Origin of the sequence: Actinomadura sp. SCN-SB (genome assembly GCF_043906805.1) — a bacterium.
Taxonomy (GTDB): domain Bacteria; phylum Actinomycetota; class Actinomycetes; order Streptosporangiales; family Streptosporangiaceae; genus Spirillospora.
On record NZ_JBIMPP010000092.1, the window covers coordinates 1 to 26,983 of the forward strand.

Below are 26,983 nucleotides of genomic sequence, written 5' to 3' on the forward strand. Positions count from 1 at the left end.
TTGCATCGCTTCGACTCGCCCTGGGGGGCTCGCTGCGCGATCAAGGTCTCGCTGGCGCTCGACGATCATCGGCGGGAGGCTCGCCATGCTCCTGGACCGGCCGTGCGGGGTCCCGCTGGACGGCGAGCGGCGCGTTCAGCTCGCGACGGGACCCGTGACCGGCGGGGGCACCTGAGGAATCCTCAGGTGGTCGTTCACGAGCCGGTGTCGCCGTACCAGCGTGCCTGGTAGTGCCGGTCGCTCGGGGGAGTCCCCGGCAGGCGCGGCTGACCGGAGGCCCGGAGCCCGTCGAGGGCCAGTGCGAGTTGCCGTTGGACGACGTTGTCCTGCTCGGCGGTTCCGCGGGGGAGCCGGGCGAAGACCTCGATGAGGTAGGAGACGTCGAGGGGAACGACGTCCGCCCGTAGCGTGCCATCGGCCTGCCCGCGTTGGACGAGCGTGTCGAGCAGTTCGCGGCCGCGCTCGCTGGCGGCGGTCATCTCGTCGGTGACCGCGATGGTCCCGGCGACCGACGAGAAGGCGCCCACCCTCGCCGCCACGCACCTGCGGACGAAGGCGGCCACGGTGGACCAGCCGTCGGTCTCCTGGCTCAGCGCCTGCTCGGCGGCCTGGATGCTCTGGCTCATCGACATCAGGCACAGGTGCTGGAGGAGCTCTTCCTTGCTGCCGTAACGCCGGTAGAGCGTGCCCATGCCCACTCCCGCGCGCTCGGCCACGGCCGCCACGGGGGCGTCGGCCCCCTGCTCGGCGAAGACCGCCCGTGCGGCTTCGAGGACCAACTGGTCGTTGCGCTGCGCCTCGGCCTGCCGGCCGCGTGGTCGCTCGCGCTCGGTGCCGCCGGGACCGCGCCGCGTTGGTGTGCCCATGGCCCCAGTCTATTCGTTCGGAGCGTTTCGCTCCGATATAGTGCGGAGCGGAACGCTCCGATAAGCGGGAGGTGTGATGCGCGGGGTGTGGCTACGCGAGTTCGGCGGTCCCGAGGTGCTCAGGCCGGGCGACGTGCCCGAGCCCTCACCTCGGGCGGGCGAGGTCGTGATCGGTGTGGAGGCGATCGGCATCCCGTTCATCGAGACACAGGTGAGATCCGGATCGGCGCCCGTGCCGCTCCCCGAGCTGCCGATCGTCCCCGGCAACGGCGTCGGCGGCACCGTGGTCGCCCTCGGACCCGGCGGCGATCCGGCGCTGCTCGGGACGCGCGTGGTGGCGAGCACCGGCGGATCGGGCGGGTACGCCGAGCGCGTGGCCGTCGCCGAGGACGCGCTGATTCCCGTCCCGGCGGAGCTGGAGACCGCGCAGGCGGTGGCGTTGCTGGCGGACGGCCGGACCGCGATGGCGCTCATCCGCGCCGCCGCGCCGCGGGCCGGTGAGTGGGTGCTGGTGCAGGCGGCGGGTGGCGGAGTGGGGGGTCTCCTCGTCCAGCTCGCCGCGTCCGCGGGCGCCAAGGTGGTGGCGCTGGCCGGCTCGCGGCGCAAACTCGACCTCGCCGCCGAGCTGGGCGCCGCCGTCGCCGTGAACTATCGCGAACCGGACTGGGCGGACCGCGTCCGGGAGATCGCCGGCGGAGGCGTCCACATCGCCTTCGACGGTGTCGGAGGCGAGATCGGCCGGGCGTCGTTCGACCTGCTCGCCCCGCGCGGGCGGTTCGTGATGTTCGGCGCGGCGAGCGGCGCTCTCACCGATGCCTCCGTGCGGGAGGTGTTCGAGCGCGCCGTCGTGCTCGTCACCGGCGCCCAGTTGTTCACCTCCCCGGCGGACGTACGGGCGATGGCCACCGCGGCCCTGGCCGAGGCCGCCGCCGGACGGCTGCGGCCGATCATCGGCCAGACCTTCCCGCTGGAACGCGCCGCCGACGCGCACCGGGCGATCGAGTCCCGCGACACGGTCGGCAAGACCCTTCTCATCCCCTGACCTGCCGCGCAGAGGAGCAACCATGGCATTGCGGATCGGCGTGGGACTGCCCACCACACGGCTCGGCGCGGAAGGGGGCCGCGACGTGCGCGCGGCGGCCCGGCACGCCGAGGACCTGGGCCTTGAGTCGGTGTGGGCGGCCGACCACCTGATCCCCGCCGTCCCCATCGTCGAGAGCACCGTGGCGCTCGCCGCCGCCGCGGGCGCGACCGAGCGCGTCCGGCTGGGCTTCAGCGTGATGATCCTCGCGCTGCGTCCACTGGCATGGGCCGCCAAGCAGATCGGCGCGCTGCAACACGTCTCCGGTGACCGCGTCCTGCTCGGGGTGGGCGTCAGCGGCCCGCCGCACGGCACCGCCGCCTGGGAGGCGGTCGGCGTCCCCTACACCGGCCGCGGAGCCCGCACGGACGCCGCGCTGGCCGTCCTGCCCGATCTGCTCGCCGGGCGGCCCACCGCGCTCGACTCCGAGGCGGGACGCCCCGAAGTGACCCTCGCCCCCGCCGCGTCCATGCCCCCGGTGCTCATCGGCGGCAACGGCGCCGTCGCCCTCCGCCGTGCCGCACGGTTCGGGGACGGCTGGTTCCCCTCGGCGATCACACCGGCGGACCTCGCCGCCGGGCTCGCCGAGCTGAGGTCGCGCGCCGCCGGGCTCGGACGTCCGGCACCGTCCGTGACCGTCGGTGTCCCGACCTCCTTCCAAGCGGACGGCACAGCGCGGCGGGCCCTCATCGAGGGCTTGGCTCAGGGCTATGGAATCCCGGCCGAGCGGGCCGCGACCATACCCGTCACCGGCGATCCGGACGAGGCGGCCGAAACCCTGACCGCCTACGCGAAGGCGGGAGCCGACCGCGTCGTCCTCATGGCGTCCGGCCCCGACTGGAGACGGCACTACGAACTGGCCGCCGCCACCTCCGCAATCCTCCAGCGCTGATCTTTGTGCCGCCCGCCTCGCCCAAGCCTCAATGGCTGGGCGGCGCGAACAGTAGGCTCGCCCGCGTGGCGCTACCCAGGTGGCTAGAGGGCAAGTCGGACGAGGAAGTGATCGCGGCTCTCCGAGCGGAGGTCGTTGATGACCACAACAGGTTGGCCCGCATAGAGAAGCTGACGTTCTTCTACGAACTGGTCGATGAGCCGGAAGAGAACCTGGCCGGGGAGTGGGACGCGTACTGCCGCCACGCCTCACACGTGGACGAGCGCGTGGCTCGGCTCCGGTCGACCGCCTTGGAGCGATTCGACCGGGAGGTCGTCCCCTTGCCTCCGGCCTCTGCCGCCGCGGTGGTGTACGGCGATGACGACTTCTGGTTTCCGGGCTTCGTGGCCGAGCGGCGCCACAACGAACGCCACCCCACCGATGAGTTGACGCCCGAGAAGCGGCTCTTGCGGACCATCTTCGGGGAGATGCGGGCGAGCCGGAGCGAACTGGCCGAGGAGCGGCGGCGCGCCGCTCGCCGCGCGGCCGAAGACCGGGATTACGCCGTCTGGCGGTCGGCCCATCAGCCACCGGAGGCGACGCGGGCCGCCGAGTCCCGCGTGGCCCGGGACCGGGCCGCGATCGAACGGCGGTTCGCCGACGACTGGGGCATCGAACTCCCTGACTCGATCTTCCGGTACTGGCTGTTCCTGTTGTCTCTCGGCCCGGCCGAGCGGCGCGCGCTCGACGACACGGAACTGCAACCGTTCGGGATCATGGACCTGTTCGAGGATCCCGCGCGCCCGCCACGAGAGGGCCTCGACGTTCGGGTGCATGGCCGCTACTACCGGGATCCGCCCGAGTTCTTGACCTTCATGCACGGTGGCAGCGACGGGCTGCACTTCGGACTCTGGTACGACGACGGCCGCACCTGCACCGGCGTCGCGTCCTACTACAACAACGACGGCGGCGGCGTCGGCCTGCCGTCCGGCACTCCCCTGAAGGCGGTACGCGCGAGGATCGAATGGCATCAGGCCCACCTCGACAACGAGGCCGGCGAGGAGCCGATCCCCGCGGACCTGGCGGAAGAACGCTTCAGGCTGCGGGCGCTGCGCGAGATCCTGATGACCGTCGAGACCGGTGACCGGCCCGAGAAGGGCGCCGCCTACCACGAGACGTACCGGCACGAGGCCGGGGTGTTTGAGGACGGCGACCCGAGCCGGTTCGAGACCCTGGACGGCGGCGGCGCGCTGGTCGAGGGTGAGCCGGTCGTACCGCGCGATCGGCAACGCCCCTATGGCAGCTACGACTGGTACAACAACCTGCACAAACAGCTGACCGACGAACCTGACACGGTCGCCGCGTGGGTCACCGAGGCCCTACGGCGCTGCGCCGCCGGTGACCCGGCCTTCGCCCTCACTCTCGGGCGCGACCTGCACTGGGCCAGCGGCGGAGACGCCGAACGGGAACGCCAGGCGCACGAGCTACTCGTCGCGGCCTACCGAGCCCTCGGCCGCCACAACCTCGCCGAGATCACCACCGCACACCACCAGCACCGCGACCTCCCCCGAGTAGACGTACTCCGTACCTGAACGGCGACGGTCACCGGGTGGCCTGGACGGGGGTGTGGGTGGGGGTGCGGCGGCCGGTGATGAGTTGTGGGCGGATGCGGATGTAGTAGTGGCGTTCGCAGGGTGCCCAGGGACGGAGGGGGAGGGCACGCAGGGCGGTCAGCTCGGCAGGATCGCTGACGGCGCGGGCCTTTCCGATCACCACGACGGACCAGCCGGTGTGGGAGGTGGCGTCGAAGTCGTCGATCTCGAAGGCGACGACGGCGTCCCGGGTGGCGTGGGCCAGCCGGGACGTGGGGGAGGTGCGAATGATCACGTCCCCTTCGGCGACGATGTAGTTGACCGGCTGGACGGCGGGCAGGGCGCGGTCGGTGAAGACGATGCGTCCCAGAGGTGTCTTGGCGAGCAGGATCCGGCATTCCTCGGAGTCGAGGATCTCCAGCCCGCCGTCGTCGATGTCCATGGGGCTCAGGTTGCCCGTTGTGGGGGCCGTCACATCAGGGACGAAGGTCCCGCTTTCGAGGACGCGATGTCCGCGTGACCGGCTCCTTCCGCGGGGCGAACCTCTTGGCCTTCGGCCTGCGGCTGCGGGTGTCAGTCTTTGTTGTGGCTTCTGGCGTCTTCGGCCTTGAGCTGGGCGGCGTAGGCGGCGGCCTGGGTACGGCGGTGCATGCCGAGCTTGGCGAACAGGTTGGAGACGTAGTTCTTGACGGTCTTCTCGGCCAGGAACATGCGTTCGCCGATCTGCCGGTTGGTCAGTCCTTCGCCGATCAGTTCCAGGATCTGGCGTTCCTGCCCGGTCAGGGCTTGGAGCGGGTCCTTGCGTTCCTGGCGTTCGCGGAGCCGTTCCAGCATGCGGGCGGTGGAGCGGGGATCGAGGAGGGACTGGCCGGAGGCGACGGTGCGGACGGCGCCGACCAGGTCGGAGCCGTGGATCTGCTTGAGGACGTATCCGGCGGCACCGGCCATGACGGCGTCGAACAGGGCGGTCTCGTCGTCGAAGGAGGTCAGCATGAGGCAGGCGACCTCCGGCATCGCCGAGCGGATCTCGCGGCACACGCTGACGCCGTCGCCGTCGGGCAGCCGCACGTCCAGCACGGCCACATCGGGGCGGGCGGCCGGGATCCGGGCCAGGGCCTCGGCGGCGGTGCCGGCCTCCCCGACGATCTCGATGTCGTCTTCGGCGGACAGCAGGGCGGCCACGCCCCGGCGGACGACCTCGTGGTCGTCCATCAGGAACACCCGGATGGTGGTCGCGTCGTGGGCGCTCATGGCACCGTTCCCCTTGCCTCTGACGGTGGTGGATGTCCTCAGTAAGGACGCTACCGGGCCGTGTGGGCCTGAATGAGGGCCGCAGGCCACATGTTGCGTGGGACCAAGGTCCCGAGCGTGGGAGATAGGGGGCCGCACGTCTCCGAAAGGGTGGACTTTCGGCCCTGCTCAGGGCCGCTGGTACGGTCAAAGCCTGGCCGTATGAAGGCGCGAGCGGATTCCGATGTCCTGGCCTTGCGCCGGTTGATATGGCATGCGGTTCTGCGCGAGCTGGCCGGGCTCGGTGTTGGTGCCGGGGTACGGGAGTCGCTGAAACGGCGGGTGCTGGGCATGCCACCCGGCCCGGCGGTGCTGGCGGCGTTCATCGTGGACGGGCAAGACGAGCCCACGGTGTTCCGGATGCCCGAAGCGACCCGAACTGAACTGGTGGTCCGCGCCGAGCTCCCCTCATCCTCCCCGTGCTCGCCAGGTCGCAGCACCAGCCGCCGTACGTACTGGCCGTGGTCGGTCGCGACGAAGCCGACATCGAGATCCACCCCGGCGGCACCGCCCCCATGGTCGTGCGTACCGTGACGGCCCCGGCCGGGGACGGCGGGATGAGCCCGCGGGCTCGGGGCGTACGCGGGCGCCACCGGCACCCCGGGCAGGATGGGTGGGAACGCACCGGATCGTGTGTCGCCGACATCCTCACCGATCAGCTGATCGGCGGGCGGACACGGCTGTTGCTGCTGGCCGGGGATCCCCGCGTGCTGCATCCTGTGGATCAGGGCCTGCCGGGCAGCCTGCGCCGCCAGGTCAGCGCCCGGTACGTCCCCGGCGGCCGTGGCCAGGACGGCACCTGGCACCGCGACGGGCTGAGTGTTCACCAGCAGCTACGGGCCTGGGTGGACGAGCAGAACCGGCGCGTCCTGCGGAGGATCGGCGAGGGCCGCGGCGCCAACGGCTGGGTGGTGGAGGGCGCGTCCGCGAGGCTGGAGGCGCTGTCACACGGGCGGGTCCGCGTCCTGGTGGTCGTGAACGATGCCCAGGATCGCCGTACGGCCTGGTTCGTTCCGGGCGGCGCCGAGGCGTCGATGACGGTGCCGACCACGGGGAGCGCCGGACAGCACAGACGCGCCGCCATGCTCACCGGCGCCGAGATCAGGATTCTGGAGCCCGGCACAGTGGACGCTCCATCGGAGGGCATCGGCGCCTTGTGCCGTTTCGGTGGCCGACCGGGGGACGAAGTTCTGACGATCACATCCGGCGCCCCTGTGACCTGCCGCCACCGGTGAACGCCGAGGGCCTGCGCGAAACGGCGGAAACGCGGCCGCCAAGGTCCCTGGCCCGGTGGCGCAGGTCCCTGAGGACGGAGCGAGGCGCCGGAGGCCCGCGTCGGCCGCCGTCATCGTGAGCGCGATCCGCTGCTCGTACGGGACCTTGGCCTCTACGACAACGACGCCGCCACAACGACTCTGAATGAGGAAAAAGGCCGGATCGCGATCCCCGATCCGGCGGATCTTCTCCTTGGAGGAGCTGAGGATGATGTCCGATCCCATCGTCGTGGGCGCCGATGCCTCCGCGGGCGCGGACCGTGCCGTCCGGTGGGCCGCCGAGGAGGCCGCGGCGCGTGGCCGCAGGCTGCACATCGTGCACTCGATCGACAAGCGCCTGTACGAGCTGCCGCTGCTCGCCCCCAGACGGGCCGCCGACACCGTCGCCGCCGCCGGGGAGGAGATCTTGGACGCGGCCCGGCGGCGGGCCCGAGCGCACCGTCCCGGGATCGAGGTGAGCACCGAGCTGGTGGCCGAGCACCCGGCCACGGCCCTGCGCGGCCAGTCCCGGCACGCCTTCGAGCTGGTGGTGGGGCACCGCGGGCTGAGCGGGTTCGCCGGTCTGACACTGGGCTCGATCGGGTTGCGCATGGCCTCGCACGCGCTGGGCCCGGTGGTGATCGTGCGGGGTGAGGCGACGTCGCCGTACGGTGAGATCGTCGTCGGCCTGGACCTGGTGGCCGATCCCGCCGTGCCGCTGAAGTACGCCTTCGAGGCCGCCGCCGCGCGCGAGGCCCGGGTCCGGGTGCTGCACGCCTGGCGGCCCGTGGGCGATCTGGCCGACGTCCGCGACCCGGTGGAGGTCAAGGCCGTGGAGGAGAAGCTGCGCTGGCAGATCATCGAAGCGCACGCGCGCTGGCGCAAGGCTCATCCGAGTGTCGAGGTGACCGAAGAGGTGCTGAGCGCGCACCCGGTGGCCGCGCTGACCGACGCGTCCCGCGCCGCCGATCTGGTCGTCGTGGGCGCGCACGACCACAATTGGCTCGACCTTCCCAGGCTCGGCTCGGTCAGCCACGGCGTGATCCACCACTCCCACTGCCCGGTCGCCATCGCACGAAGCCGGTAAGGCATGGAACACAGCCCGAAGTCCGGTGGGACCTTGGTCCCATCGAAGTCGCGGTCGCCTTTTTGTTCAAGGACCTTGTGCTCTGCCCGCGCGCACAAGCACCCCGTGGGATGGAGGTGAATCGGAAGACGAGGAGGGGCCATGAGTTGGGGCTCGTACGTCCTGGTCGGATATGACGGCACCAAAGACGCCGAACGCGCGTTGCGCTGGGCGGCGCAGGAGGCCCGTCTCAGGCACCGTCCGCTGACCGTCTGCCATGCCTGGCGGTGGCCGTACCCGATCACCTACATCGACCACGAGGGCGCGGCGATCGTGAAGCGGATGGGCCGGAACCTGCTCGACCATGGGGTGGCGCTGGCGCGGGGGATGGCGCCCGGCGTGACGGTGCGGGGGAAGCTGATGGACGGCCCGGCCTACGCGGCGCTGACGCACCAGGCCGAGAGCGCGGAGATGATCGTGGTCGGTTCCCATGAGCCCGGTGATCTCCCGGTGGGCTCGACCGCGTGGCGCCTGCCCGCGCACGCGCGCCGCCCGGTGGTCGTGGTTCGTTCGGCCGGCACTCGCCATGGCGAGGTCGTGGTCGGCGTGGACGGTTCGGCGGGCGCGGACGCCGCGTTGTCCTTCGCCTTCGAGGAGGCCGCGCTGCGCGGATGGCGGGTGCGGGCGGTCTACGGCTGCTGGGAGCCCGCGGCGGCGGCCGAGAACGACCTGGCTCTCTTCGGTGACGAGGACAAGCTGCGGCAGGTATGCGGCTCCCGCTTGGAACGGGCCGTGGCGCCGTGGCGCGTCAAGTACCCCGCGGTCGAGGCGCGCACATCCCTGGTCCTGGAGGCCCCGCGTGAGGCCCTGTTCGCAGCGGCCGAACGGGCCGATCTGGTGGTCGCGGGTAATCGCGGCGCCGGAGGGCTGGACCGGATACGCCTGGGCGCCACCAGCGGCGCACTCCTCCAGCACGCGCCGTGCACCGTCGCCATCGTCCAGGCCACACAGGAATGAGAACGCGTCCGGAGAGGGCGGCCGGCTCCGCGACGCCATGGCGGTCGCGGCCGTCGACGTCTCGGTCACGAGTGCCTGAATCGGTGGTCGAGGCGTTCCCAGGCCGCGTCCCAGCCGCGGTAGCGGCGGCGGTCGTTGAGGCGTCGGATGAGCGTGTAGATCAGCGCGAGCGGGAGGGCCACGCCCAGCGCCGCGGCGAGCCCGGCCACCCAGGCGTCGCAGACGCTCTGGGACCGCCATCGGGGCCGGAAGGTGGGCTTACCTGAGTCGGTGACCCACATCCGCTGGGTCTCGCCTGTGTCGGGTGTGCCGCGCCAGGCGGTGGCGGTGCCGGTATGCCGGCTGCCGTCGGGCTCGGTCCACATCACCCGGGCGGCGGGCTGGGCGCCCGATGTGCGTGTGCCGACCTCGACGACGGTGGCGGTCACCAGATGGCGGGTGGCCTTCTCGTGCCGTTCGACCCGGATCCCGCGATCGTAGGCAGCCTGTCCGGCGGCTAACCCGGCGACCGGGGCGGCGGCCAGGAAACACAGGACGAGGCCGCAGGCGATGCGGGTCTGTGCGCGGTCGATGTCGCGGCGCAGGTCGTTGCGGTCGAACCCGCACCGCCGCCGCAGCCGGTCCACGTGCGTCCACAGCGCGCCGATGCCCGAGCCTCGCATCACGACCTCCAGCACGAAACTCCTTCGCGTCTGGCGACGCTAATTCGCCGGTCGGCCGGCTTTGGAGGGGCAAAAGACTCCTGCGGCAGGGCATATGGCCCCGATGGGACGTGGAAATGAGGGACCAAGGTCCTTTCGCTTGTGTGCCGTTCGTTTCTGGGACGGGGGTGGCCGCCGCGGTTGAGTGACAGCCGTAAAAGGAAACGAGGCCAGGCGAGAAAGAAGACGATCATGGCTGTCTCGACCGGCAAGACCCGCGAAGGCTTCACCGTCCGCGTGCTGCACGCACCCGCACCCCTCACCGAGACCCCCGCCGCCCGGTACGTGTGGGCGATCACCCGCCTGGCCCTCGGCTGGGTGTTCGCCTGGGCGTTCCTGGACAAGACGTTCGGGCTGGGGCACGAGACCCCCGCCGCCCGCGCCTGGATCGACGGCGGCAGCCCCACCACCGGGTTCCTGGAGAACAGCCCCGAGGGCCCGTTCGCCGGCCTCTACAACGACCTGGCCGGGCAGACCTGGGCCGACTGGCTGTTCATGATCGGCCTGGCGGGCATCGGCACCGCACTGATCCTGGGCATCGCCATGCGCATCGCGGCCGGAGCCGGCGCGCTGCTGCTGGTGCTGATGTGGACCGCCGTCCTGCCCCCGGAGAACAACCCGTTCATGGACGACCACCTCATCTACGCCATGGTCCTGATCGGCCTGGCCCTCGTCAGCGCCGGAACCACCCTCGGACTCGGCAAGTGGTGGAACGACACCGCCCTGGTCCGCCGCTACCCAGTCCTCAAGTGACCCACCAACCTCCGATCCCCAAAAGGGGCGTCCCGGCAAGGGACGCCCCTTGGAACGACTGAGGCGTGCCTACGTGAGCCACCCCGAGGAGAGATGTGAACGCCCTGGATCTGTCCCGCTGGCAGTTCGGGATCACGACCGTGTACCACTTCATCTTCGTCCCGCTGACCATCGGGCTTTCGGTGCTGGTCGCGGGCATGCAGACCGCGTGGCATCGGACGAGGAACCCGCTCTATCTGCGCATGACCACGTTTTTCGGGAAGCTCTTCCTGATCAACTTCGCCATGGGCGTGGTCACGGGGATCGTGCAGGAGTTCCAGTTCGGAATGAACTGGTCGGACTACTCGCGGTTCGTCGGTGACGTGTTCGGCGCGCCGCTGGCCATGGAGGGGCTGCTGGCGTTCTTCCTGGAGTCCACGTTCCTCGGGTTGTGGATCTTCGGGTGGGGACGGCTGTCGCCGCGCCTGCATCTGGCCACCATCTGGCTGGCGGCGTTCGGCACGATCATGTCGGCGTACTTCATCCTGGCCGCCAACTCCTGGATGCAGCATCCGGTCGGGTACCGGCTCGATCCGGAGACGGGCCGCGCCGAGCTGACCAGCATCTGGGCGGTCCTGACCAACCCCACGACCCTGGTGACGTTCCCGCATGTGATCTTCGGGGCGTTCCTGACCGGCGGGATGTTCGTGGCCGGCGTCAGCGCGTGGCATCTCGCGCGGCGCCGTGACGTGCCGCTGTTCCGGCGGGCGATGCGCGCCGGACTGGTGTTCTCGCTGGTCGCCGCGCTGGGCGTCACCGTGTCGGGGGACGTTCAGGCGCGCGTGATGACCGAGCAGCAGCCGATGAAGATGGCCGCGGCCGAGGCGCTGTACGAGACCACCTCGCACGCCTCGTTCTCGCTGCTCACCATCGGGTCGCTCGACGGCGGCGAGGAGCTGTGGAGCCTGCGCGTGCCGCACGTGCTGTCGTTCATGGCCACCGGCGCGCCGGACGGCACCGTCGAGGGCGTCAACGACGTACAGCGCGCCTACGAGGAACGCTACGGCCCCGGCGGTTACACGCCGGTCATCCCCATCACCTACTGGACCTTCCGGCTGATGATCGGCATGGGCCTGCTGGCCGGTCTGCTGGCCGCGGCCGGGCTGTGGCTGACGCGGCGCGGGCGGCTGCCGGGCGGCCCGTGGTTCCACCGCGCGGCGCTGGCCGGGGTCGCGCTGCCGTTCCTGGCCAACACCATGGGCTGGATCTTCACCGAGATGGGACGCCAGCCCTGGGTGGTCATGGGGCTGATGCGGACCCGCGACGGCGTCTCGCCCGACGTCGGCACCGCCGAGGTGGTCACCTCGCTGACCGTGTTCACCGTTCTGTACGCGGCGCTGGCGGTCGTCGCCGGGGCGCTGATGGCCCGGTACGCGCGGCAGGGCCCGCCGCCGCAGGACCGGACGCCCGGCGCCGACGAGCCCATGCCCGTTTTCTCGTACTGAGTCCCCGGAGACGTTCATGGAACCGACCACCGTCTGGTTCACGCTCATCGCGGTGCTGTGGACCGGCTACTTCGTCCTGGAGGGTTTCGACTTCGGCGTCGGCGTGCTGCTGCCCGTGCTGGCTCCCCGCCGCCGCGCCCTCGACGGCGGCGGGAACACCGAGGTCGACCGCCGCCTGATGATCAACAGCATCGGGCCGGTGTGGGACGGCAACGAGGTGTGGCTGCTGGTGGCGGGCGGCGCCACCTTCGCCGCCTTCCCCGAGTGGTACGCCACTCTGTTCAGCGGCTTCTACCTCCCGCTGCTGGTGATCCTGCTCGCGCTCATCGTGCGCGGTGTCGCGTTCGAGTACCGGGGCAAGGTCGACGGCGCCCGCTGGCGGCGCAACTGGGACCGCGCCATCTTCTGGGGCTCACTCATCCCCGCGTTCCTGTGGGGCGTGGCGTTCGCCAACATCGTGCGCGGTGTCCCGCTCGACGCCGAGCACCACTACACCGGGACGTTGTTCACCCTGCTCAACCCCTACGCGCTCCTGGGCGGGCTCACCACGCTGGCGGTCTTCACCCTGCACGGCGCGGTGTTCCTCGCGCTCAAGACCGACGGTGAGATCCGGTGGCGGGCCCGCGGCCTGCTGACCCGGCTGTGCGCGCCGGTCGCCGTGGTCGCGGCGGGATTCCTGGCGTTCACCCAGATCGAGCACGGCAAGCCGATGACCTGGGTCACCGCCGGGGCGGCGGCGGCCGCGCTGCTCGGCGGCCTCGCGGCGGCGCTGCGCGGCCGGGAGGGCTGGGCGTTCACCGGCACCGCGGTGGCGATCGCGCTGACCGTGGCGACCCTGTTCGGCGACCTGTGGCCGAACGTCATGCCGTCCAGCACCGCCGACGCCTTCAGCCTCACCGTCCACAACGCGGCCTCCACCGATTACACGCTCAAGGTGATGACCTGGGTGGCGGTGCTCTTCACCCCTGTGGTGCTGGTCTATCAGGGCTGGACGTACTGGGTGTTCCGCCGGCGTCTCACCCGCGAGATCATCGCCCCCGTCGAGACCGGCTCCGGGGCAGAGGCGGCCCGGTGAAGCCTTTCGATCCGCGACTGCTGACCCACGCCGGAGCCGCGCGTGTCTTCCTCGCGGGCACGGTCCTGTTCGGGTTGGTGACGACAGGGTTGGTACTGGCGCAGGCCGTACTGCTGGCACGCATCCTTGCAGGCGCTTTTCACGGAAAGGGAGTCGCGTCCCTGGCCTCCGCGTTCGTTCTCCTCCTGGTCGTGGTGGCAGGACGTGCGCTGGCCGCATATGGCGCGGAAGCGATGGCTCTGCGCGCGGCCTCGGTCGTCAAGTCCCAGCTACGGCGCGCACTCGTCCGGCACGTGCTGCGGCTGGGGCCGGGCTGGATGGACGCGCCGGACGAGCGCGCCGCCGAAGCGACCGTGTCCGGACCCGGCGAGCTGGCGACACTGGCCACCAGGGGGCTGGACTCGCTGGACGCCTACTTCGCCCGCTACCTCCCCCAGCTGGTCCTGGCCTGCCTGACCCCGCTCGCCGTGCTGGCCGTGGTCGGCGGCGCCGACCCGCTCTCCGCGGGCGTCATCGCCGCCACGCTGCCGCTCATCCCGATCTTCATGATCCTGGTCGGCCTGCACACCCGGGCCCGTACCGAGCGCCAATGGACGCTGCTGCAACGCCTGGGCGGCCACTTCCTCGACGTGGTCGAGGGCCTGCCCACCCTCAAGGTGTTCGGCCGCGCCAAGGCCCAGGCGGAGGTGATCCGCGAGGTGACCGGCGCGCACCGGCGGGCGACGATGCGCACGTTGCGGGTGGCCTTCCTGTCGGCGCTGGTCCTGGAACTGTTGTCCACGCTCGCGGTGGCGCTCGTCGCGGTCGAGATCGGGCTGCGGCTCCTGGGCGGCGGCGTCCCGTACGAGACGGCGCTGCTGGTTCTGCTGCTGGCACCGGAGGCGTACCTGCCGCTGCGCAATGTGGGCGCGCAGTTCCACGCCAGCATGGAAGGCGTCACCGCCGCCGGGCGCGTCCTCGACGTGCTCGACACCGCGGCACCGGAGGAACGCACCGCGACCGGGCACGCCCCCGAGGACGCGTCGCTGCGCCTGGAGGGGGTGACCGTCCGCTACCCCGGGCGCGATCGCCCGGCGCTCGCCGACGTGTCCCTTGAGGTGGGGACGGGGGAGCGGCTCGTGGTCATCGGACCAAGCGGAGGCGGGAAGAGCACCCTGCTCGCCGTGATCCTGCGGTTCGTCCAGCCCGTCGAGGGGCGCACCGGCTTCGACGATGTGCCGGTCGCGGAATGGCGGAAGCGGCTCTCCTGGGTGCCCCAGGACCCCTACCTGTTCGCCGGAAGCGTGGCCGACAACATCCGGTTGGGCGATCCCGGCGCCGACGACCGGGCGGTACGGCACGCGGCCGAACTCGCCGGGGCGGACGCGTTCATCCGGAGACTGCCCGGCGGGTACGGCACCCCGATCGGCGAACGCGGTTCCCGGCTGTCCAGCGGGGAACGGCAGCGCATCGCGCTGGCCCGCGCGTTCCTGCGGGACGCGCCGTTGCTGCTGCTCGACGAGCCGACCGCGCACCTGGACGGCGAGAACGCCCAGGAGATCCGCGCCACCGTCGAAAGGCTCATGGCCGGCCGCACGGTCGTCCTGGTCACCCACGACCACACCTGGACCGGCGTCGCCGACCGCGTCGCCGAGATCGACGACGGCCGCCTCGTCGTCCACGAGAGGACTCGCGAGCCGCTGGCGGTGGCGTCATGACCGCTACGACGGCCCCGCTGCTGCGGCTGCTGACCCTGGCCCGTCCGATGCGCGGCGGCCTGCTCCTCGCCGTCCTCGCAGGGGCCGGTACGACCGCGGCGGGCATCGCGCTGCTCGGCGTCTCGGGGTACCTGATCGCGCGGGCCGCCGAGCACCCGAACGTGACGGCGCTGACCATCGCCGTCGTGGCGGTCCGCGCGCTCGGCGTGAGCCGCGGGCTGCTCCGCTACCTCGAACGGCTGACCTCGCACGAGGTGGCCTTCCGCGTGCTGGGCGACGTCCGCGTGCGGATCTACCGCCGGCTCGCCCGCATCGCCCCCGCCGGGCTGCGCGACCTGCGTTCCGGTGACCTGCTGGCCCGGCTGGTCTCCGACGTCGACACCACGCAGGATCTCTTCGTCCGCGGGATCATCCCGCCCGCGGCGGCCGCGCTCGCCGGAGGAGGGGCGGTCGCCGTCTGCGCCTTCCTGCTGGCCCCGGCCGCCGGGGCGCTGGCCGCCGGGCTGTTGGTCGCCGGCGTGGCCGTCCCCGCCTGCTCGGTGCCGGTCGCCCGGCGGGCCGCACGCCGGGCCGCCGCCGCCCGCGGGGACCTCACCACGCGGGTCGTGGACGCCTTCTCCGGTGCCCACGACCTGATCGCGTTCGGGGCGGAGGACCGCGCGATCGCCGCGATCACCGCGGCCGACCGCGAGTTCACCAGGCAGGCCCGGCGCAACGCGTTCGTTCAGGCACTCGGCGCCGGGCTGGGCACCGCCGTCACCGGCCTGACCGTGTGGGCCGTACTCCTGCTCGGCGTGGCGGCCGTCGAGAACGGCGACCTCGGCCGCGTCCCGTCGGCCGTGCTCGCCTTGACCGCCCTGGCCGCCTTCGAGGCCGTCGCCCCGCTGCCCGCCGCGGCGGCCCGGCTGGCCGACACCGGCTCGTCCGCCCGGCGGATCACCGCGGTGCTGGACGCGCCGGTCCCGGTCCGGGAACCGTCCGACCCGCTCCCGCCGCCCGAACGCCCGGTCGGCGTACGGCTGCGGGACGTCCGCGCCCGCTACGGCCCGGACGGGCCGTGGGCCTTGGACGGCATCGACCTCGACCTGGAACCCGGCCGCCGCGTCGCCCTGGTGGGACCCAGCGGCGCGGGCAAGAGCACCGTCGCCGCCATCCTGCTGAGGTTCCTCGACCACCAGGGCGGCACCGTCACCCTGAACGACCGCGACCTGACGGCGTACGCCCCCGACGACGTGCGCCGCGTCATCGGCGGCTGCCCGCAGGACCCGCACATCTTCGACAGCACGGTCAAAGAGAACCTGCGGCCGGCCCGTCCCGACGCGAGCGACGCCGAACTGCGCGCTTCCGCGGACGCGGCCCGTCTGCTGCCGTGGATCGAGTCCCTACCCCAAGGGTGGGACACCCCCGTTGGGAGCCATGGTGTCCAGATGTCCGGCGGTGAACGCCAGCGGCTCGCCCTGGCCCGAGCCGTACTGGCCGACCCCGGGCTGCTGATCCTCGACGAACCGACCGCCCACCTCGACCCGCCGGCCCGCGCCGAGCTGACGGCCGACCTCCTCCGGGTCACCCGGGGACGGACCACACTGCTGATCACCCACGACCTGGCGGGCCTGGACGCCGTCGACGAGATCGTCGTGCTCGATCACGGACGGATCGTCCAGCGCGGCACCCATGAGGTTCTGGTACGGCAAGAGGGGCTGTACCGCCGCCTGTGGACCGTTCGACAGGGAGCCGGAACCGCCGGCGTGCCGCTTCGGTGACCTTCGTCCCTACCCGGCGGGGCGCGCATCGTCCAAGGTGAGGGTGGGTGGATGTTCAGGGAGGTCGCCACGAATGCGAGCCGTTGTGATCTACGAGCCGGGGTGTGAGGGGACGCGGCGCATCGCCGAGGCGGTGGCGGAGGGACTGCCCGCCTATCCGGTGTCCGTGCTCCCCGCCGAGGACGCCACCGCCACCGACATCGAACAGGCCGACCTGGTGGTGCTGGACGGCATGGCCGACCGGTCCCTGTTGCACAGGGTCGGCGCCCACGCCTGGCGTGGTCGGCGGGTGGCGGTGTTCGACACCGGCGACCACGTCCGGGACCGGCCGATGTGGCCATCGGCCGCGGGACGGATGGTGTGGTGGCTACGGATACGAGGGGTGGCCTCTCCCGTCCCCCAGGCACGCTTCGATCTCAAGGGCGGGGCGGGGGAGCCGGGCGACGGCGAGGAAGACCGCGCCCGAAGCTGGGGCAGATCGCTGCCCATCGCCGCTCACGTGGGCTGAGCCCAGAGCCGTACCTGCCCCGGGCACTTCGGACCAACGTGAGAAGACCCGAACCGCTGTGCCCGGTCGCCGTCTCGAGGACCGGCAAGTTCGACGCTGGACACCAAAGCCGCCACGGCCGGCACCAGGGTCAAGCACACCCCGGCTCAGATGGTTTCCGACACCGTTAAGCCGGTCGGCTGGTCCGGGTCGTAGAGGGCGTCGAGGAGGTTGCGGACGAATTCGTCGTGATCGTTCAGGCCGGCGGCGGCCATGGTGTCGGGGGCGGCGGCCAACAAGTGGGGGATGGCGGCCTGCAGGGCCAGCGTGGCGGCGGCCGCGCGGGCGGGGGTGACCGGGAGGCCGGCGGCGCGCTGGGCGTGCTCGAAGGCGATGAAGTCGGCGGCCGTGACTTCGTCGAGGATGGCCGCCAGCCACGGCTTGCGGGCAGCTTCACAGCGCAGCTCCGAGATGGCCAGCAGACGCGCGCGACCCGGTCCGGCGACGTTGTCCAGCAGCGCGCGGAGCATGGCGACCAGGCCTTCCCGATCGGTGGGCTCGGGTATGGGGACCCGGCGGTACAGCTCGACGCATCGCTCGGCTATGCCTCGCAGCAGGGCGTCCCTGGTCGGGAAGTAGTTCTTGGCGGTGCCGGACGGCACGCCCGCGGCGGCGTCGACGGCCCGGTGGGTGAGGCCGCGCCCGCCTGCATTGGCCAATACCTCGATGGCCGCGTCGCGCAGATGGTCTCGACGCTCCTGATTCACGGTGGCGATGGTACCCCAAATGTGGTACTACAGATGTGGTATTACTCTCTGGGGGTGTGATCGGTGCCGTTCGGCTATTTGTGGGCCGTGGCGCTCACCGCGACAGGCACGGTGTTCGCGCTGGCGCCCGTACGGTGGCCGAGGCCGGTCGCGCACCTGAGCTATTTCCTGGGCCTCATCGTCAACGAGATAGCGTTCTTCGCCGGCTGCTGGCTGGTGCTCACGACGGCGCTGGCGTTCGGGCAGAAGGACATCGACACGCTGGGCGGCTGGGCGATCGTGGGGCTGGCGGCCGTGGTGATGGCCGGGCTCGCGGTCGTCGCCCGGCGCGGGCTGCGGGACGGCGCGTCGGTCGAACGGGCGATGACCGAAGGACTTGGCCCCGATTGGGGCGAGGCCATCAGCCCCGACCTCCGGCCACGGTCGCGCCGCCGCCTTCCGCCGGCTCGCATCCTGTTCTGGCCATTTCTCGCCTACCGATTCGACGTCCGGCGCGTGACCAACCTTCGCTACGGTGACGCCGGTCGCAGGAACCTGCTCAACGTTTACCGGCACCGCTCGCGTCCGGTGAATGCGCCGGTTCTGATCCACATGCACGGTGGGGGCTACCACCGGGGCCGGAAGGGCAGCCAGTCGAGGCCCCTGCTCTACCGGCTGGCGAGCCAGGGTTGGGTGTGCGTCAGCGCGAACTACCGGCTGCGGCCCGGCGCGGAGCACCCGGATCACCTGATCGACCTGAAGAAGGTGATCGCCTGGGTGCGGGAGAACGGCCACGAGTACGGGGCCGATCCGGCGGTGCTGTTCGTGGCGGGCAGTTCGGCGGGCGCGCACATGGCGGCGCTGGCCGCGCTCACGCAGAACGACCCCGTCTTCCAGCCGGGCTTCGAGGACGCGGACACCTCGGTCACCGCCGCCGTCTGCCTGAACGCCTACTACGGGCAGTACTACGGCCAGAGTCCCGAGTCCTCGCCGCTGAGCCACATCACGCCGGACGCGCCGCCGTTCTTCATCGCCCATGGCGGCCGGGACACGCTCGTCCCGGTGGAGGACGCCAGGCAGTTCGCCCAGGCGCTGCGCCGTACATCCGCCAACCCGGTCGTTTACGCAGAGCTTCGCGACGCACACCACGCCTTCGACCTGTTCCACTCGCCCCGCTACGACGCGGTCGTCAACGCCGTCGAGGACTTCGCCGCCTGGGTACGTTCACGAGAACCTGCGTCTCGGCTGTTTCCGCACACCTGATCTGAGATGAAGGCGGCTGCTTCTGAGCCCCGAGTGATCATCGGTGGCCGCCCAGCCGGGATGTGATGTGCCGGATAACGTGGCCGAGCCGCGTACCGGCGTGCGGGAGTGGTCGCGTGATGGTGCGGTTCCCCGCTTATTCTTGACCGTTCGATCTAGATACGGCTAGGGTTCGGGGTGTGGCGAGGACCAAGGAGTTCGATCCGGACGAGGCCCTGCAGAAGGCGCTGGAGTTGTTCTGGGAGCGCGGGTACGAGGCGACGTCCATGGCCGACCTGGTCCAGCATCTGGGTATCGCTCGGGCGAGCATCTATGCCACCTTCGGCGGCAAGCACGACCTCTACGTGAAGGCGTTCGAGAGATACCTGCAGACTCGTGACCCCGATGTCGTTGAGGTGCTCTCCCAGCCGGGACCGGCCCTTCCGGCCGTACGAGCGCTGGTCGAGGCATATGCCGAAGAGTCCTTGTGCGATGAGCGCAGGCGCGGCTGCATGGTCGTCAACGCCGCCGTGGAGGTCATGCCGCGCGATCCGCAGATCGCCCGGAGGGTCGAGGCGAGCTGGGACACCGTGGAGACCGCGCTGACCTCGGCGCTGACCCGGGCGCGCGCGCAAGGCGAGATCTCAAGCGAGAAGGACCCGCGTGCTCTGGCCCGTTTTCTGCTCGTCGTGATGCAGGGCCTGCGTGTCCTCGGTCGCGCGCATCCTGACCCCGGCAGGCTTCGCGACGCCACCGCACAGGCGCTGGCTGTTCTGGACTGAGGAAGTGTTCCTGGTGAGAAGCAGCGCTTTCGTGCGCCCAGATAAGAGAACGATCGATCTAAATAGACGCCGTTCGATGGCGTTCGCGCTGCTCGGGACCGTGCAGGTCACGCTCATCGCGACGATCACGGTCATCACCGTGGCGTTGCCCGCCATCCAGCGGGATCTGCGTGTCGACGACGCGGGGATGGTGCTGGTCAGCTCCGCCTATGGCCTGGCGTTCGGTGGGCTGCTGTTGCTCGGCGGGCGGCTCACGGACTCGTTGGGACGTAGAAGGGTGTTCGTCACCGGCATGGTCATCTTCGGCCCCGCCTCGGTGGCGGCCGCCCTCGCCCCGTGGCCGGGCATGTTGATGATCGCCCGGTTCGCCCAGGGTATCGGTGCGGCGCTGGCGGCACCGGCGGCGATGGCGTTGTTGGGCGTCGTGTTCCCTGACCCGCATCGCCGAGGACGGGCACTGGCGATGTGGGGTGTGCTGAGCAGCGCCGGCGCGACGGCGGGAACCGTGCTGTCGGGTATGGCGATCACCTGGGTGTCGTGGCGGTGGGTGTTCCTGGCGCCCGTTGTGATGTCGGCCGTCGCGGTGGCCGCAGCCTCAAGGCTTTTCCCCGCGGATCGTCCACAGGGCAGGAAGCGGATCGACTGGCTCGGCGCGGTACTGGTGACCGCCGGTCTGGCCGTGCTGATCTACGGTTTGCAGCGCTCCGCCTGGATCGTCTTCGGCGGTGTCGTGCTGCTCGTCCTGTTCGGGCTGGCCGAGCGGCGCTCTCCGGCCCCGCTGATGCCGTTGCCGTTCCTGGGCAGACGGATCCTGCCCCTGATCGCCGTGACCTTCTGCGCCGGGGCGATGGCCACCGGGTTCTTCCTCCTCTCCCTTCACCTGCAACAGGTTCGCGGCCTGTCCCCGCTGGAGACGTCGGCCGCCTTCCTGCTGCCCGCCCCGGCCATTTTCGCTTCCGGCCCTCTGGCCGGAAGGCTCATCCCCCGTCTGGGGATTCATCGCGTGCTGGCGATCGGTTTGGTCGCAGCGGCCCTCGGCCTGCTTCTGCTCAGCCTGCTGGACATGCCTTACGCCGGGCTGCTCATCTTCCCGTTCGGAGCCGGTGTGACGTTCTCCGCCGCCACTCTCGCCGCGATGCACGGCGTACGAGACGACCAGACCGGCCTGGCGGGCGGGCTGCTGAACACCGCGATGGAAATCGGCCCTCCCCTCGGTCTCGCGGTACTGGTCTCTCTCGCCACCGCGTACTCGCATCACCCACCTAGCGGTTATGCCTTCGCCCTGCGAATCGCCGCCGCCGTTCTTTTCGTCACCGCCCTGTTCTCGGCGCCCACGCGCCGTACCGAGAAAACAAAGGGGAACACGGAATGACCACTCGTTTCGCCGGCAAGGTAGCCCTCATCACCGGCGGAGGATCCGGCATCGGCCGGGCCACCGCACTCGCCTTCGCCCGAGAAGGCGCGACCGTGGTGGTCGCCGGGCGCAGCACCAGCCCCCTTGAGCAGACCGTGAAGCTGATCGAGGACGAAGGCGGCCAGGCCAGCGCCGTCACCGCCGACGTCTCCTCCTCCCCGGACGTCGCCCGGCTCGTCGCGACCACCGTGGAGCGCCACGGCGGCTTGCACATCGGGTTCAACAACGCGGGAATTTTTGAGGCCGGACCACTCGCAGACATGGACGAGGCCGCCTGGGACCGCCTGTTGGCCGTGAACCTCACCGGTGTCTTCCTTGGAATGAAACACCAGATCGCTCACATGCGCGCCAATGGCGGCGGCGTGATCGTGAACACCGCCTCCAACCTGGGCGCTCACATGCGACTGCCGTTCCTCAGCGCCTATGCGGCCTCCAAAGCGGCCGTGAGCGCGCTGACCCGGGCGGCTGCGAAGGAGTACATCGGGGAGGGCATCCGCATCAACGCGATCAGCCCGGGCCCCATCGACACACCCATGTCCCTGCGACCCGGCGAGACCGAGGAGGACCGCGCCGAACGGATGAAGAACGCACTGCCGATCGGCAGAGTCGGAACACTCGCCGAAGCTGCCTCCGCCGTGCTCTGGCTCGCATCACCCGAAGCGGGCTTCGCCGTCGGCCACGACCTGGTCATCGACGGCGGTGCCAGCGCCTGATCCGCAGTACGAGTCGATGGCCAACGAGATTCCGGGTGGGGACGAACAAGAGAAAGTCGTTGGACCAGGTGATGGACGCTGGCCACGACAGCCGAGGGCCTCGCCTACCACGTGTTCATCGGCACGCACTCGCCCAAGCGCCGAACATGCGCCACCGCAGGCCGTGGCCATATCCGACCGAAAGCTTCGCCGGTCACAGGATCGCGAAGGGGCCCGGTCGGCTGAAGTCCCGTTCGTGGGCCTCGGGGAGGTACTCCGGCGGTATGCCGCACGCCATGTTCAGGGCCTTGCGTTCGCGAAGTCCGCAGTAGATGAGGACCGGGCACGGTTCGCCGCGGGCGAAGTACTTCTCCCGAATCCGCCGACCCTGCTTGCCCGGTGAGATCCACAGGCCCACCCGGTCCGGTCCGTGCACCTGACTGCGATAGGTGCCGAGGTTCACCCACCCGCTGTCCGGGTCGCGCATGATGACCAGGTCGTCGGTCCCGATGTAGCGTCCGCCGTCCTTCTCGTGCAGGAACGGCGCGACCAGCGAGGTCACGTCGACCTCGTCGTCGCGGTGGATGTTCTCCAGCACCGGGCCGCGGTCGACGGTGACCGGCGGGATCGGCTTGTGCGTCTTCATACGGTCCCGGTAGGCGCGGACGACGTCGAGCGGATGGCTGGGAGCGGGCAGGCCGAGGGTGAGCGCCAGCCGCTCGGCGGAGTTGGTCGCGCCGGAGAACGCGGTGACCGGGCTTGGCGCCGACGAGGTCGTCGAAGAGCACCGCGGGTCCGCCCTCACCGCCGCGGTGCGCGATGAGCTCGATCAGCGTCCCGAGTTCGAGATGGGTGCACGCCACCGACCCGCAGAAGCTGTCCGGACCGGTCGATCCGTTCGATCAGTTCACGCAGGTCGGCATGCGGTCCGTCGTAGTCGTTGTAGCTCATCGTGCCGTGCCCGGGCACCCGTGCGGCCATACCCGGCCGGCATGCCGATGTGAACCGTAGATCATGTTGATGTCCGTTTCATGGCGAAGCTGGAGTGATGTCCTCCGGCCCCAGGGGGCGTCGCCCGAACGTACGACGGGTGTCCACAAAAAGGAATCAACGCGGGACATATTCTGGTACGCGGAACAACGTCGACGCAATCCCCGTCCCGCCACGACGACGGTGGCACGACGCGGACCGACCGCGACTACAGATCCCGGCTGATCGCCTCCGCCGTCGCGCGCAGCGGCGGCAGCATCATGTGCAGGTAGCCCTGCGTCATCCGCTGGTGCGGCAGGCTGACGGCCAGGGCCGCCAGGGCGCGCCCCAGGTGGTCTCGCACACAGACCGCGACCGCGTCCAGTCCCGGCGAGCTCTCCTCGTGGTTCACCGCGTAGCCCAGGTCGCGCACGCTGCGCAGCTCGGCCTTCAGCGCCTCGAAGTCGGTGATGGTGCGGTCGGTGACCCTGGGCAGGCCGTCCGGGAAGAGCGCGACGACCTCGTCATCCGGCAGTTCCGCGAGCAGGACCTTGCCGCCCGAGGTGCTGTGCGCGGGGAGCAGCAAGCCGGTCCGCGACGTCACGCGCAGCGTCCGATCGCCCTCGACCCCGTCGATGAAGCGGCTGCCGGCGCCCTCCAGCACGAGCAGGTTGACCGTCTCGTGCAACTCGGCCGCCAGCCGTTCCATATGCCGCCTGGCCTTGCGCCGCACGTCCAACTCGCCGACCGCGGAGAGCCCGACCTCCACCAGCACGCGTCCCGCCCGGTAGGCCCGGGTGACCCGATCCTGGGCGACGAAGCCGCGGTTGGCCAAGGTGAGCAGCAGCCGGTGCGCCGTCGAACGGGCCACGCCGAGGTCATCGCTGACATCGGTCACCCGGACCTCGCCCCGCTCCCGGATCATGAGAAGGACGAGCAGTGCCTTGTCCACGGATCCGATGGCGTACGGGGGCGGCGATTCCGGGGCTCCCGGCTCCCCTGCTGAGTCCGACACTTGTTCTGTATAACAGAAAAATCCGCCAGAGGATCCCGTATCTCGCAACAAGTGACACGATAGGTGCGGAGATGCGCGGCGTCGGCCGGGCACCGCCCGACCTGTGGCCGGCCACCCCGCGAACCAGCGAGAACGCACAGCGGCTGAGGAGAGTTCATGGCGCGACCGTCCTCCGTGAGTTCCTCGATCGAGGACGAGGTCCTGATCGTCGGTGCCGGCATCGCCGGTCTGGTGCTCGCACTGGACCTGCACGACGCCGGGATCGGCTGCCGCGTGTACGAGGCGGTGCCCGAGATCGCCGTCGTCGGTGTGGGCATCAATCTGCTGCCGCACGCGTCGCGCATCCTGCACCAGCTCGGCCTTGGTGACGAGCTGTCCGCGGTGGGCGTGACCACCGCGGAATCGGCCTTCTTCAACCGGTTCGGCCAGCTCATCTACCGCGAGCCCGCCGGCCGGTACGCGGGCTACGACCATCCCCAGTATTCGATCCACCGCGGGGACCTCCAGGCCGTCCTGCTGCGGGCCGTACGGGACCGGCTCGGGGAGGACGCCGTCGTGCTGGGGCACCGGTGCGTCCGCGTGGAGCAGGACGAGACCGGCGCGACCGCCTACTTCCGGTCCGCCGACACCGATACCGCGCTCCCACCGGTCCGCGCCCGGCTGGTGGTCGGCTGCGACGGGATCCACTCGGCGATCCGCAAGCAACTGCATCCCGATGAGGGAGAGCCCCGTTACTCCGGTATCAACATGTGGCGGGGTGTGACCCGCGGCAGGCCGTTCCTCTCCGGGGCGAGCATGGTGCGGGCGGGCTGGCTCGACCAGGGCAAGCTCGTCGTCTATCCCATCCGCCACTACACCGACGGCACGGGCGACCAGCTGCTCAACTGGGTGGCCGAGATCGCGACCCCGCGCCACCGGCAGCGGGACTGGAACCGGCGCGGCGACCTGGCGGACTTCATCGGCGCGTTCGAGGGCTGGCGGCTCGACTCGCTCGACGTACCGGCGATGATGCGCGCCGCGGAGACCATCCTCGAGTACCCGATGGTCGACCAGGACCCGCTGGATCGGTGGAGTTTCGGCCGGATCACGCTGCTCGGCGACGCCGCCCACCCGATGGTGCCGCGCGGCTCCAACGGTGCCGGGCAGGCGATCCTGGACGTACGCGCGCTCCGCCGCCACCTGACCACGGTGCCGGATCCGGTGACGGCACTGCGCGCGTACGAGGCGGAGCGACTGCCGGCGACGTCCAAAGTCGTGCTGGCCAACCGCAGCACGCCTCCCGACGTCATCCTCTACGAGGTCTGGCGGCGTACCGGCGACCGGCCGTTCACCTCGATCGAGGACGTGATCAGCGCCGAGGAACTGGCCCGTATCTCCCAGCGCTACAAGGAGGTCGCCGGCTACTCGGCCGAGGCTCTGCGGAACCCCTGACTCGGCACTGCGCTCCCTGTGCGGGGGCGGCATCACCGCCACCGGCCTCGGCACGCCGTGGCCGGTGATGCCTCGATCATTTCACGGCTCCTGTCCATCGGCGGCCCGGCCGAAGCGTGGCGGTGGTCTCGGATACTCGCGGAGGTCTCGATGAACGACGATCAGCTGAAGATCAGGCAGCTTGTGGAGAACTGGGCGCTGTGGCGCGACGCCGGCGACTGGGAGCGGTTCGCCGCTACGTGGCACCCGGACGGATGGATGAGCGCCACGTGGTTCCAGGGCCCGGCCGCCGACTTCATCGCCGCCAGCAAGGAAGGCTTCGAGAACGGCGTCAGCATCCTGCATTTCCTCGGCGGCCACACCAGCGACATCGCGGGCGACCGCGCGATCGCGCAGACCAAGATGACCATCAACCAGCGCGCCGAAGTCGATGGCGTCCTGGTGGACGTCGTCTGCACCGGGCGCTTCTATGACTTCCTGTCCCGTGACGACGGCGCATGGACGATCGTTCGCAGGCAGCCCATCTACGAGAAGGACCGCTTGGACGTCGTCGATCCCGCAGCCACCCTCGAACTCGACCAGACGCTGCTCGCTCGGTTCCCAGCCGGATACCGCCATCTCGGCTACGTACAGACCAAGGCCGGGTTCACGGTGAAACGTGATCTGCCCGGCCTGGTCGGCGAGGCGGTCGACCGCCTCTACGAGGAGGGCGCCGCCTGGCTCGCCGGCTCCGAGCGCCCCGGCGTACCGCGATGACCGAACGAAGACCCACCAGGAACCAGCGACCGCGAGTGCTGCACAGGACCCGGTGCCGGCGTTGTCGTGCGCTGGCTCGGCCCGTACATCGCTCCGAATCGGTCAACTGTCTTACCCGTCGGCCTGAACGCCGGTGACCAGCGTGCAGGACCCGCGGCTCTGCATCGACGACATGGCACGGAAGCGGGGCTATGTCCTTGGTTACCACAAGGTGATGGCCAAGCACGCTTGCGAGGTGTTGCAGGCCGCCGACGTGCTTGTCAGCGCGGCGTGCCTCGACGAGCGGATGCTGGACCGCAGATCGCCGTCCTCGCCGACGTCGTACTCGGTGATCGGTGATCAGGCCGGTGCAGGGGCAGTGGCGGGCCGGCCGGAGCCGGAGCCGTCTGCCGCCCCGGGCCGGCCGGGCGGCGGCCGAGAAGACGCGCAGGCGTTCGGGTCCCAGCGGCGGGCCGGATGATGATTCGCACGGCTATCAGGGGTAGAGGGCACGCCATCGTGCCTTACCGGCGGCCCCGCCTGACCAGGACGGCGGCGATCTCGCGCCAGGTGGGGGCGTCGCGGTCAGGTGGCCGTGTAGCCGCCGTCGACCGCCAGGATGGATCCGGTGACGTAGCCGGCGCCGGGTGAAGCGAGGAAGGCGAAGGGGGCGGCGATCTCCTCGACGGTAGCGCGGCGGCCAAGGGGCGTGAAGGTCTTGATGCGCTGGTCGGACGCAGGGTCGTCGTGGGCGGTGACGTTGTGCATGATGTTGGTGACATAGCCGGGGGCGACGGCGTTGACGCGGATACCGTGTTGTGCCCATTCCGCGGCCAGGGTGCGCACGAGCTGATTGAGGCCGCCTTCGCTGGCCGCGTAGGGAGCAAGAGATGGAATACCGATGGAGCCGGCGATGGACGAGGTCATGGTGATGGATCCGCCGCGGCCTTCACTGAACGTCTTT

At 70.7% G+C, this 26,983-nt stretch carries 27 protein-coding genes; 19 read left to right on the forward strand and 8 right to left on the reverse strand.

Annotation, left to right across the window (positions count from 1 at the left end; genetic code table 11):
- Window positions 1-194: 194 nt before the first annotated feature.
- Complete coding sequence (locus ACGWYJ_RS35455) at window positions 195-866, reverse strand: TetR/AcrR family transcriptional regulator (protein ID WP_395110943.1); 672 nt, start codon at window positions 864-866, stop codon at window positions 195-197.
- Window positions 867-942: 76 nt separating this feature from the next.
- On the opposite strand from ACGWYJ_RS35455, the gene ACGWYJ_RS35460 reads away from it, so the two are divergent.
- The 3 genes from ACGWYJ_RS35460 to ACGWYJ_RS35470 all read left to right on the forward strand — a co-directional run bounded on the left by ACGWYJ_RS35460 (window position 943) and on the right by ACGWYJ_RS35470 (window position 4,410).
- Window positions 943-1,908 carry a zinc-binding dehydrogenase gene (locus ACGWYJ_RS35460; protein ID WP_395110944.1) on the forward strand — a complete coding sequence of 322 codons (966 nt, stop codon included), beginning with the start codon at window positions 943-945 and terminating at the stop codon, window positions 1,906-1,908.
- Between the two features lie 22 nt (window positions 1,909-1,930).
- Window positions 1,931-2,839, forward strand: a complete 909-nt coding sequence (locus ACGWYJ_RS35465; RefSeq protein WP_395110945.1) for an LLM class flavin-dependent oxidoreductase — start codon at window positions 1,931-1,933, stop codon at window positions 2,837-2,839.
- Window positions 2,840-2,904: 65 nt separating this feature from the next.
- Complete coding sequence (locus ACGWYJ_RS35470) at window positions 2,905-4,410, forward strand: hypothetical protein (RefSeq protein WP_395110946.1); 1,506 nt, start codon at window positions 2,905-2,907, stop codon at window positions 4,408-4,410.
- A gap of 10 nt (window positions 4,411-4,420) precedes the next feature.
- On the opposite strand, the gene ACGWYJ_RS35475 is transcribed toward ACGWYJ_RS35470, so the two are convergent.
- A complete protein-coding gene (locus ACGWYJ_RS35475; protein WP_395110947.1) occupies window positions 4,421-4,852 on the reverse strand; it encodes a pyridoxamine 5'-phosphate oxidase family protein in 432 nt (143 codons plus the stop codon).
- A 131-nt stretch (window positions 4,853-4,983) separates the two neighbouring features.
- Window positions 4,984-5,661 (reverse strand): response regulator, encoded by a 678-nt coding sequence (locus ACGWYJ_RS35480; protein WP_395110948.1) that lies wholly within the window; start codon window positions 5,659-5,661, stop codon window positions 4,984-4,986.
- A gap of 458 nt (window positions 5,662-6,119) precedes the next feature.
- Between ACGWYJ_RS35480 and ACGWYJ_RS35485 the strand changes: the two genes are divergently transcribed.
- The 3 genes from ACGWYJ_RS35485 to ACGWYJ_RS35495 all read left to right on the forward strand — a co-directional run bounded on the left by ACGWYJ_RS35485 (window position 6,120) and on the right by ACGWYJ_RS35495 (window position 9,036).
- Entirely contained in the window at window positions 6,120-6,935 is an 816-nt protein-coding gene (locus ACGWYJ_RS35485) for a hypothetical protein (protein WP_395110949.1), read from the forward strand.
- Between the two features lie 247 nt (window positions 6,936-7,182).
- Window positions 7,183-8,040, forward strand: coding sequence for a universal stress protein (locus ACGWYJ_RS35490; RefSeq protein WP_395110950.1), 858 nt, complete (start codon window positions 7,183-7,185; stop codon window positions 8,038-8,040).
- A 141-nt stretch (window positions 8,041-8,181) separates the two neighbouring features.
- Entirely contained in the window at window positions 8,182-9,036 is an 855-nt protein-coding gene (locus tag ACGWYJ_RS35495; RefSeq protein WP_395110951.1) for a universal stress protein, read from the forward strand.
- Between the two features lie 65 nt (window positions 9,037-9,101).
- Here the strand turns inward: ACGWYJ_RS35495 and ACGWYJ_RS35500 are convergent, their stop codons facing one another.
- Window positions 9,102-9,713 carry a hypothetical protein gene (locus ACGWYJ_RS35500; RefSeq protein ID WP_395110952.1) on the reverse strand — a complete coding sequence of 204 codons (612 nt, stop codon included), beginning with the start codon at window positions 9,711-9,713 and terminating at the stop codon, window positions 9,102-9,104.
- 216 nt (window positions 9,714-9,929) lie between these two features.
- On the opposite strand from ACGWYJ_RS35500, the gene ACGWYJ_RS35505 reads away from it, so the two are divergent.
- From ACGWYJ_RS35505 to ACGWYJ_RS35530, 6 genes are all read left to right on the forward strand, one after another.
- Window positions 9,930-10,490, forward strand: coding sequence for a hypothetical protein (locus ACGWYJ_RS35505; RefSeq protein WP_395110953.1), 561 nt, complete (start codon window positions 9,930-9,932; stop codon window positions 10,488-10,490).
- Window positions 10,491-10,585: 95 nt separating this feature from the next.
- Window positions 10,586-11,974 carry a cytochrome ubiquinol oxidase subunit I gene (locus ACGWYJ_RS35510; protein ID WP_395110954.1) on the forward strand — a complete coding sequence of 463 codons (1,389 nt, stop codon included), beginning with the start codon at window positions 10,586-10,588 and terminating at the stop codon, window positions 11,972-11,974.
- Between the two features lie 16 nt (window positions 11,975-11,990).
- Window positions 11,991-13,049 carry a cytochrome d ubiquinol oxidase subunit II gene (gene cydB, locus ACGWYJ_RS35515; RefSeq protein WP_395110955.1) on the forward strand — a complete coding sequence of 353 codons (1,059 nt, stop codon included), beginning with the start codon at window positions 11,991-11,993 and terminating at the stop codon, window positions 13,047-13,049.
- Window positions 13,046-14,746: a thiol reductant ABC exporter subunit CydD gene (gene cydD, locus ACGWYJ_RS35520; RefSeq protein WP_395110956.1), complete on the forward strand. Its 1,701-nt coding sequence runs from the start codon at window positions 13,046-13,048 to the stop codon at window positions 14,744-14,746. The genes cydB and cydD overlap by 4 nt, the downstream gene beginning before the upstream one ends.
- A complete protein-coding gene (gene cydC / locus ACGWYJ_RS35525) occupies window positions 14,743-16,506 on the forward strand; it encodes a thiol reductant ABC exporter subunit CydC (RefSeq protein WP_395110957.1) in 1,764 nt (587 codons plus the stop codon). Before cydD ends, cydC begins: the two co-directional genes overlap by 4 nt.
- A gap of 73 nt (window positions 16,507-16,579) precedes the next feature.
- Window positions 16,580-17,014, forward strand: coding sequence for a flavodoxin family protein (locus tag ACGWYJ_RS35530; RefSeq protein ID WP_395110958.1), 435 nt, complete (start codon window positions 16,580-16,582; stop codon window positions 17,012-17,014).
- A gap of 146 nt (window positions 17,015-17,160) precedes the next feature.
- Here ACGWYJ_RS35530 and ACGWYJ_RS35535 read toward each other — a convergent pair whose 3' ends face one another.
- Entirely contained in the window at window positions 17,161-17,760 is a 600-nt protein-coding gene (locus ACGWYJ_RS35535) for a TetR/AcrR family transcriptional regulator (protein ID WP_395110959.1), read from the reverse strand.
- A 63-nt stretch (window positions 17,761-17,823) separates the two neighbouring features.
- Here ACGWYJ_RS35535 and ACGWYJ_RS35540 point away from each other — a divergent pair, with 63 nt between their 5' ends.
- From ACGWYJ_RS35540 to ACGWYJ_RS35555, 4 genes are all read left to right on the forward strand, one after another.
- Window positions 17,824-19,002 carry an alpha/beta hydrolase gene (locus tag ACGWYJ_RS35540; protein WP_395110960.1) on the forward strand — a complete coding sequence of 393 codons (1,179 nt, stop codon included), beginning with the start codon at window positions 17,824-17,826 and terminating at the stop codon, window positions 19,000-19,002.
- 179 nt (window positions 19,003-19,181) lie between these two features.
- A complete protein-coding gene (locus ACGWYJ_RS35545) occupies window positions 19,182-19,763 on the forward strand; it encodes a TetR/AcrR family transcriptional regulator (RefSeq protein WP_395110961.1) in 582 nt (193 codons plus the stop codon).
- A 76-nt stretch (window positions 19,764-19,839) separates the two neighbouring features.
- A complete protein-coding gene (locus ACGWYJ_RS35550) occupies window positions 19,840-21,135 on the forward strand; it encodes an MFS transporter (RefSeq protein WP_395110962.1) in 1,296 nt (431 codons plus the stop codon).
- Complete coding sequence (locus ACGWYJ_RS35555) at window positions 21,132-21,890, forward strand: SDR family NAD(P)-dependent oxidoreductase (protein WP_395110963.1); 759 nt, start codon at window positions 21,132-21,134, stop codon at window positions 21,888-21,890. Before ACGWYJ_RS35550 ends, ACGWYJ_RS35555 begins: the two co-directional genes overlap by 4 nt.
- Before the next feature lie 193 nt (window positions 21,891-22,083).
- On the opposite strand, the gene ACGWYJ_RS35560 is transcribed toward ACGWYJ_RS35555, so the two are convergent.
- Window positions 22,084-22,674 carry a UbiD family decarboxylase domain-containing protein gene (locus ACGWYJ_RS35560; protein ID WP_395110964.1) on the reverse strand — a complete coding sequence of 197 codons (591 nt, stop codon included), beginning with the start codon at window positions 22,672-22,674 and terminating at the stop codon, window positions 22,084-22,086.
- 393 nt (window positions 22,675-23,067) lie between these two features.
- A complete protein-coding gene (locus ACGWYJ_RS35565; RefSeq protein ID WP_395110965.1) occupies window positions 23,068-23,790 on the reverse strand; it encodes an IclR family transcriptional regulator in 723 nt (240 codons plus the stop codon).
- A gap of 219 nt (window positions 23,791-24,009) precedes the next feature.
- Between ACGWYJ_RS35565 and ACGWYJ_RS35570 the strand changes: the two genes are divergently transcribed.
- The 3 genes from ACGWYJ_RS35570 to ACGWYJ_RS35580 all read left to right on the forward strand — a co-directional run bounded on the left by ACGWYJ_RS35570 (window position 24,010) and on the right by ACGWYJ_RS35580 (window position 26,500).
- Window positions 24,010-25,284 (forward strand): flavin-dependent oxidoreductase, encoded by a 1,275-nt coding sequence (locus tag ACGWYJ_RS35570; RefSeq protein WP_395110966.1) that lies wholly within the window; start codon window positions 24,010-24,012, stop codon window positions 25,282-25,284.
- A 150-nt stretch (window positions 25,285-25,434) separates the two neighbouring features.
- Window positions 25,435-26,040 carry a nuclear transport factor 2 family protein gene (locus tag ACGWYJ_RS35575; protein ID WP_395110967.1) on the forward strand — a complete coding sequence of 202 codons (606 nt, stop codon included), beginning with the start codon at window positions 25,435-25,437 and terminating at the stop codon, window positions 26,038-26,040.
- 133 nt (window positions 26,041-26,173) lie between these two features.
- Window positions 26,174-26,500: a hypothetical protein gene (locus tag ACGWYJ_RS35580; protein ID WP_395110968.1), complete on the forward strand. Its 327-nt coding sequence runs from the start codon at window positions 26,174-26,176 to the stop codon at window positions 26,498-26,500.
- A gap of 104 nt (window positions 26,501-26,604) precedes the next feature.
- Here the strand turns inward: ACGWYJ_RS35580 and ACGWYJ_RS35585 are convergent.
- The coding region (locus ACGWYJ_RS35585; protein ID WP_395110969.1) for an SDR family NAD(P)-dependent oxidoreductase at window positions 26,605-26,983 on the reverse strand (379 nt) is incomplete at its 5' end.

Coding starts and splice junctions, on each gene's coding strand:
- ACGWYJ_RS35455 (WP_395110943.1), bottom strand. CDS start 866: ATGGGCACACCAACGCGGCGCGGTCCCGGCGGCACCGAGCGCGAGCGA.
- ACGWYJ_RS35460 (WP_395110944.1), top strand. CDS start 943: ATGCGCGGGGTGTGGCTACGCGAGTTCGGCGGTCCCGAGGTGCTCAGG.
- ACGWYJ_RS35465 (WP_395110945.1), top strand. CDS start 1,931: ATGGCATTGCGGATCGGCGTGGGACTGCCCACCACACGGCTCGGCGCG.
- ACGWYJ_RS35475 (WP_395110947.1), bottom strand. CDS start 4,852: ATGGACATCGACGACGGCGGGCTGGAGATCCTCGACTCCGAGGAATGC.
- ACGWYJ_RS35480 (WP_395110948.1), bottom strand. CDS start 5,661: ATGAGCGCCCACGACGCGACCACCATCCGGGTGTTCCTGATGGACGAC.
- ACGWYJ_RS35490 (WP_395110950.1), top strand. CDS start 7,183: ATGATGTCCGATCCCATCGTCGTGGGCGCCGATGCCTCCGCGGGCGCG.
- ACGWYJ_RS35495 (WP_395110951.1), top strand. CDS start 8,182: ATGAGTTGGGGCTCGTACGTCCTGGTCGGATATGACGGCACCAAAGAC.
- ACGWYJ_RS35505 (WP_395110953.1), top strand. CDS start 9,930: ATGGCTGTCTCGACCGGCAAGACCCGCGAAGGCTTCACCGTCCGCGTG.
- cydB (WP_395110955.1), top strand. CDS start 11,991: ATGGAACCGACCACCGTCTGGTTCACGCTCATCGCGGTGCTGTGGACC.
- cydC (WP_395110957.1), top strand. CDS start 14,743: ATGACCGCTACGACGGCCCCGCTGCTGCGGCTGCTGACCCTGGCCCGT.
- ACGWYJ_RS35530 (WP_395110958.1), top strand. CDS start 16,580: ATGCGAGCCGTTGTGATCTACGAGCCGGGGTGTGAGGGGACGCGGCGC.
- ACGWYJ_RS35550 (WP_395110962.1), top strand. CDS start 19,840: ATGGCGTTCGCGCTGCTCGGGACCGTGCAGGTCACGCTCATCGCGACG.
- ACGWYJ_RS35555 (WP_395110963.1), top strand. CDS start 21,132: ATGACCACTCGTTTCGCCGGCAAGGTAGCCCTCATCACCGGCGGAGGA.
- ACGWYJ_RS35570 (WP_395110966.1), top strand. CDS start 24,010: ATGGCGCGACCGTCCTCCGTGAGTTCCTCGATCGAGGACGAGGTCCTG.
- ACGWYJ_RS35575 (WP_395110967.1), top strand. CDS start 25,435: ATGAACGACGATCAGCTGAAGATCAGGCAGCTTGTGGAGAACTGGGCG.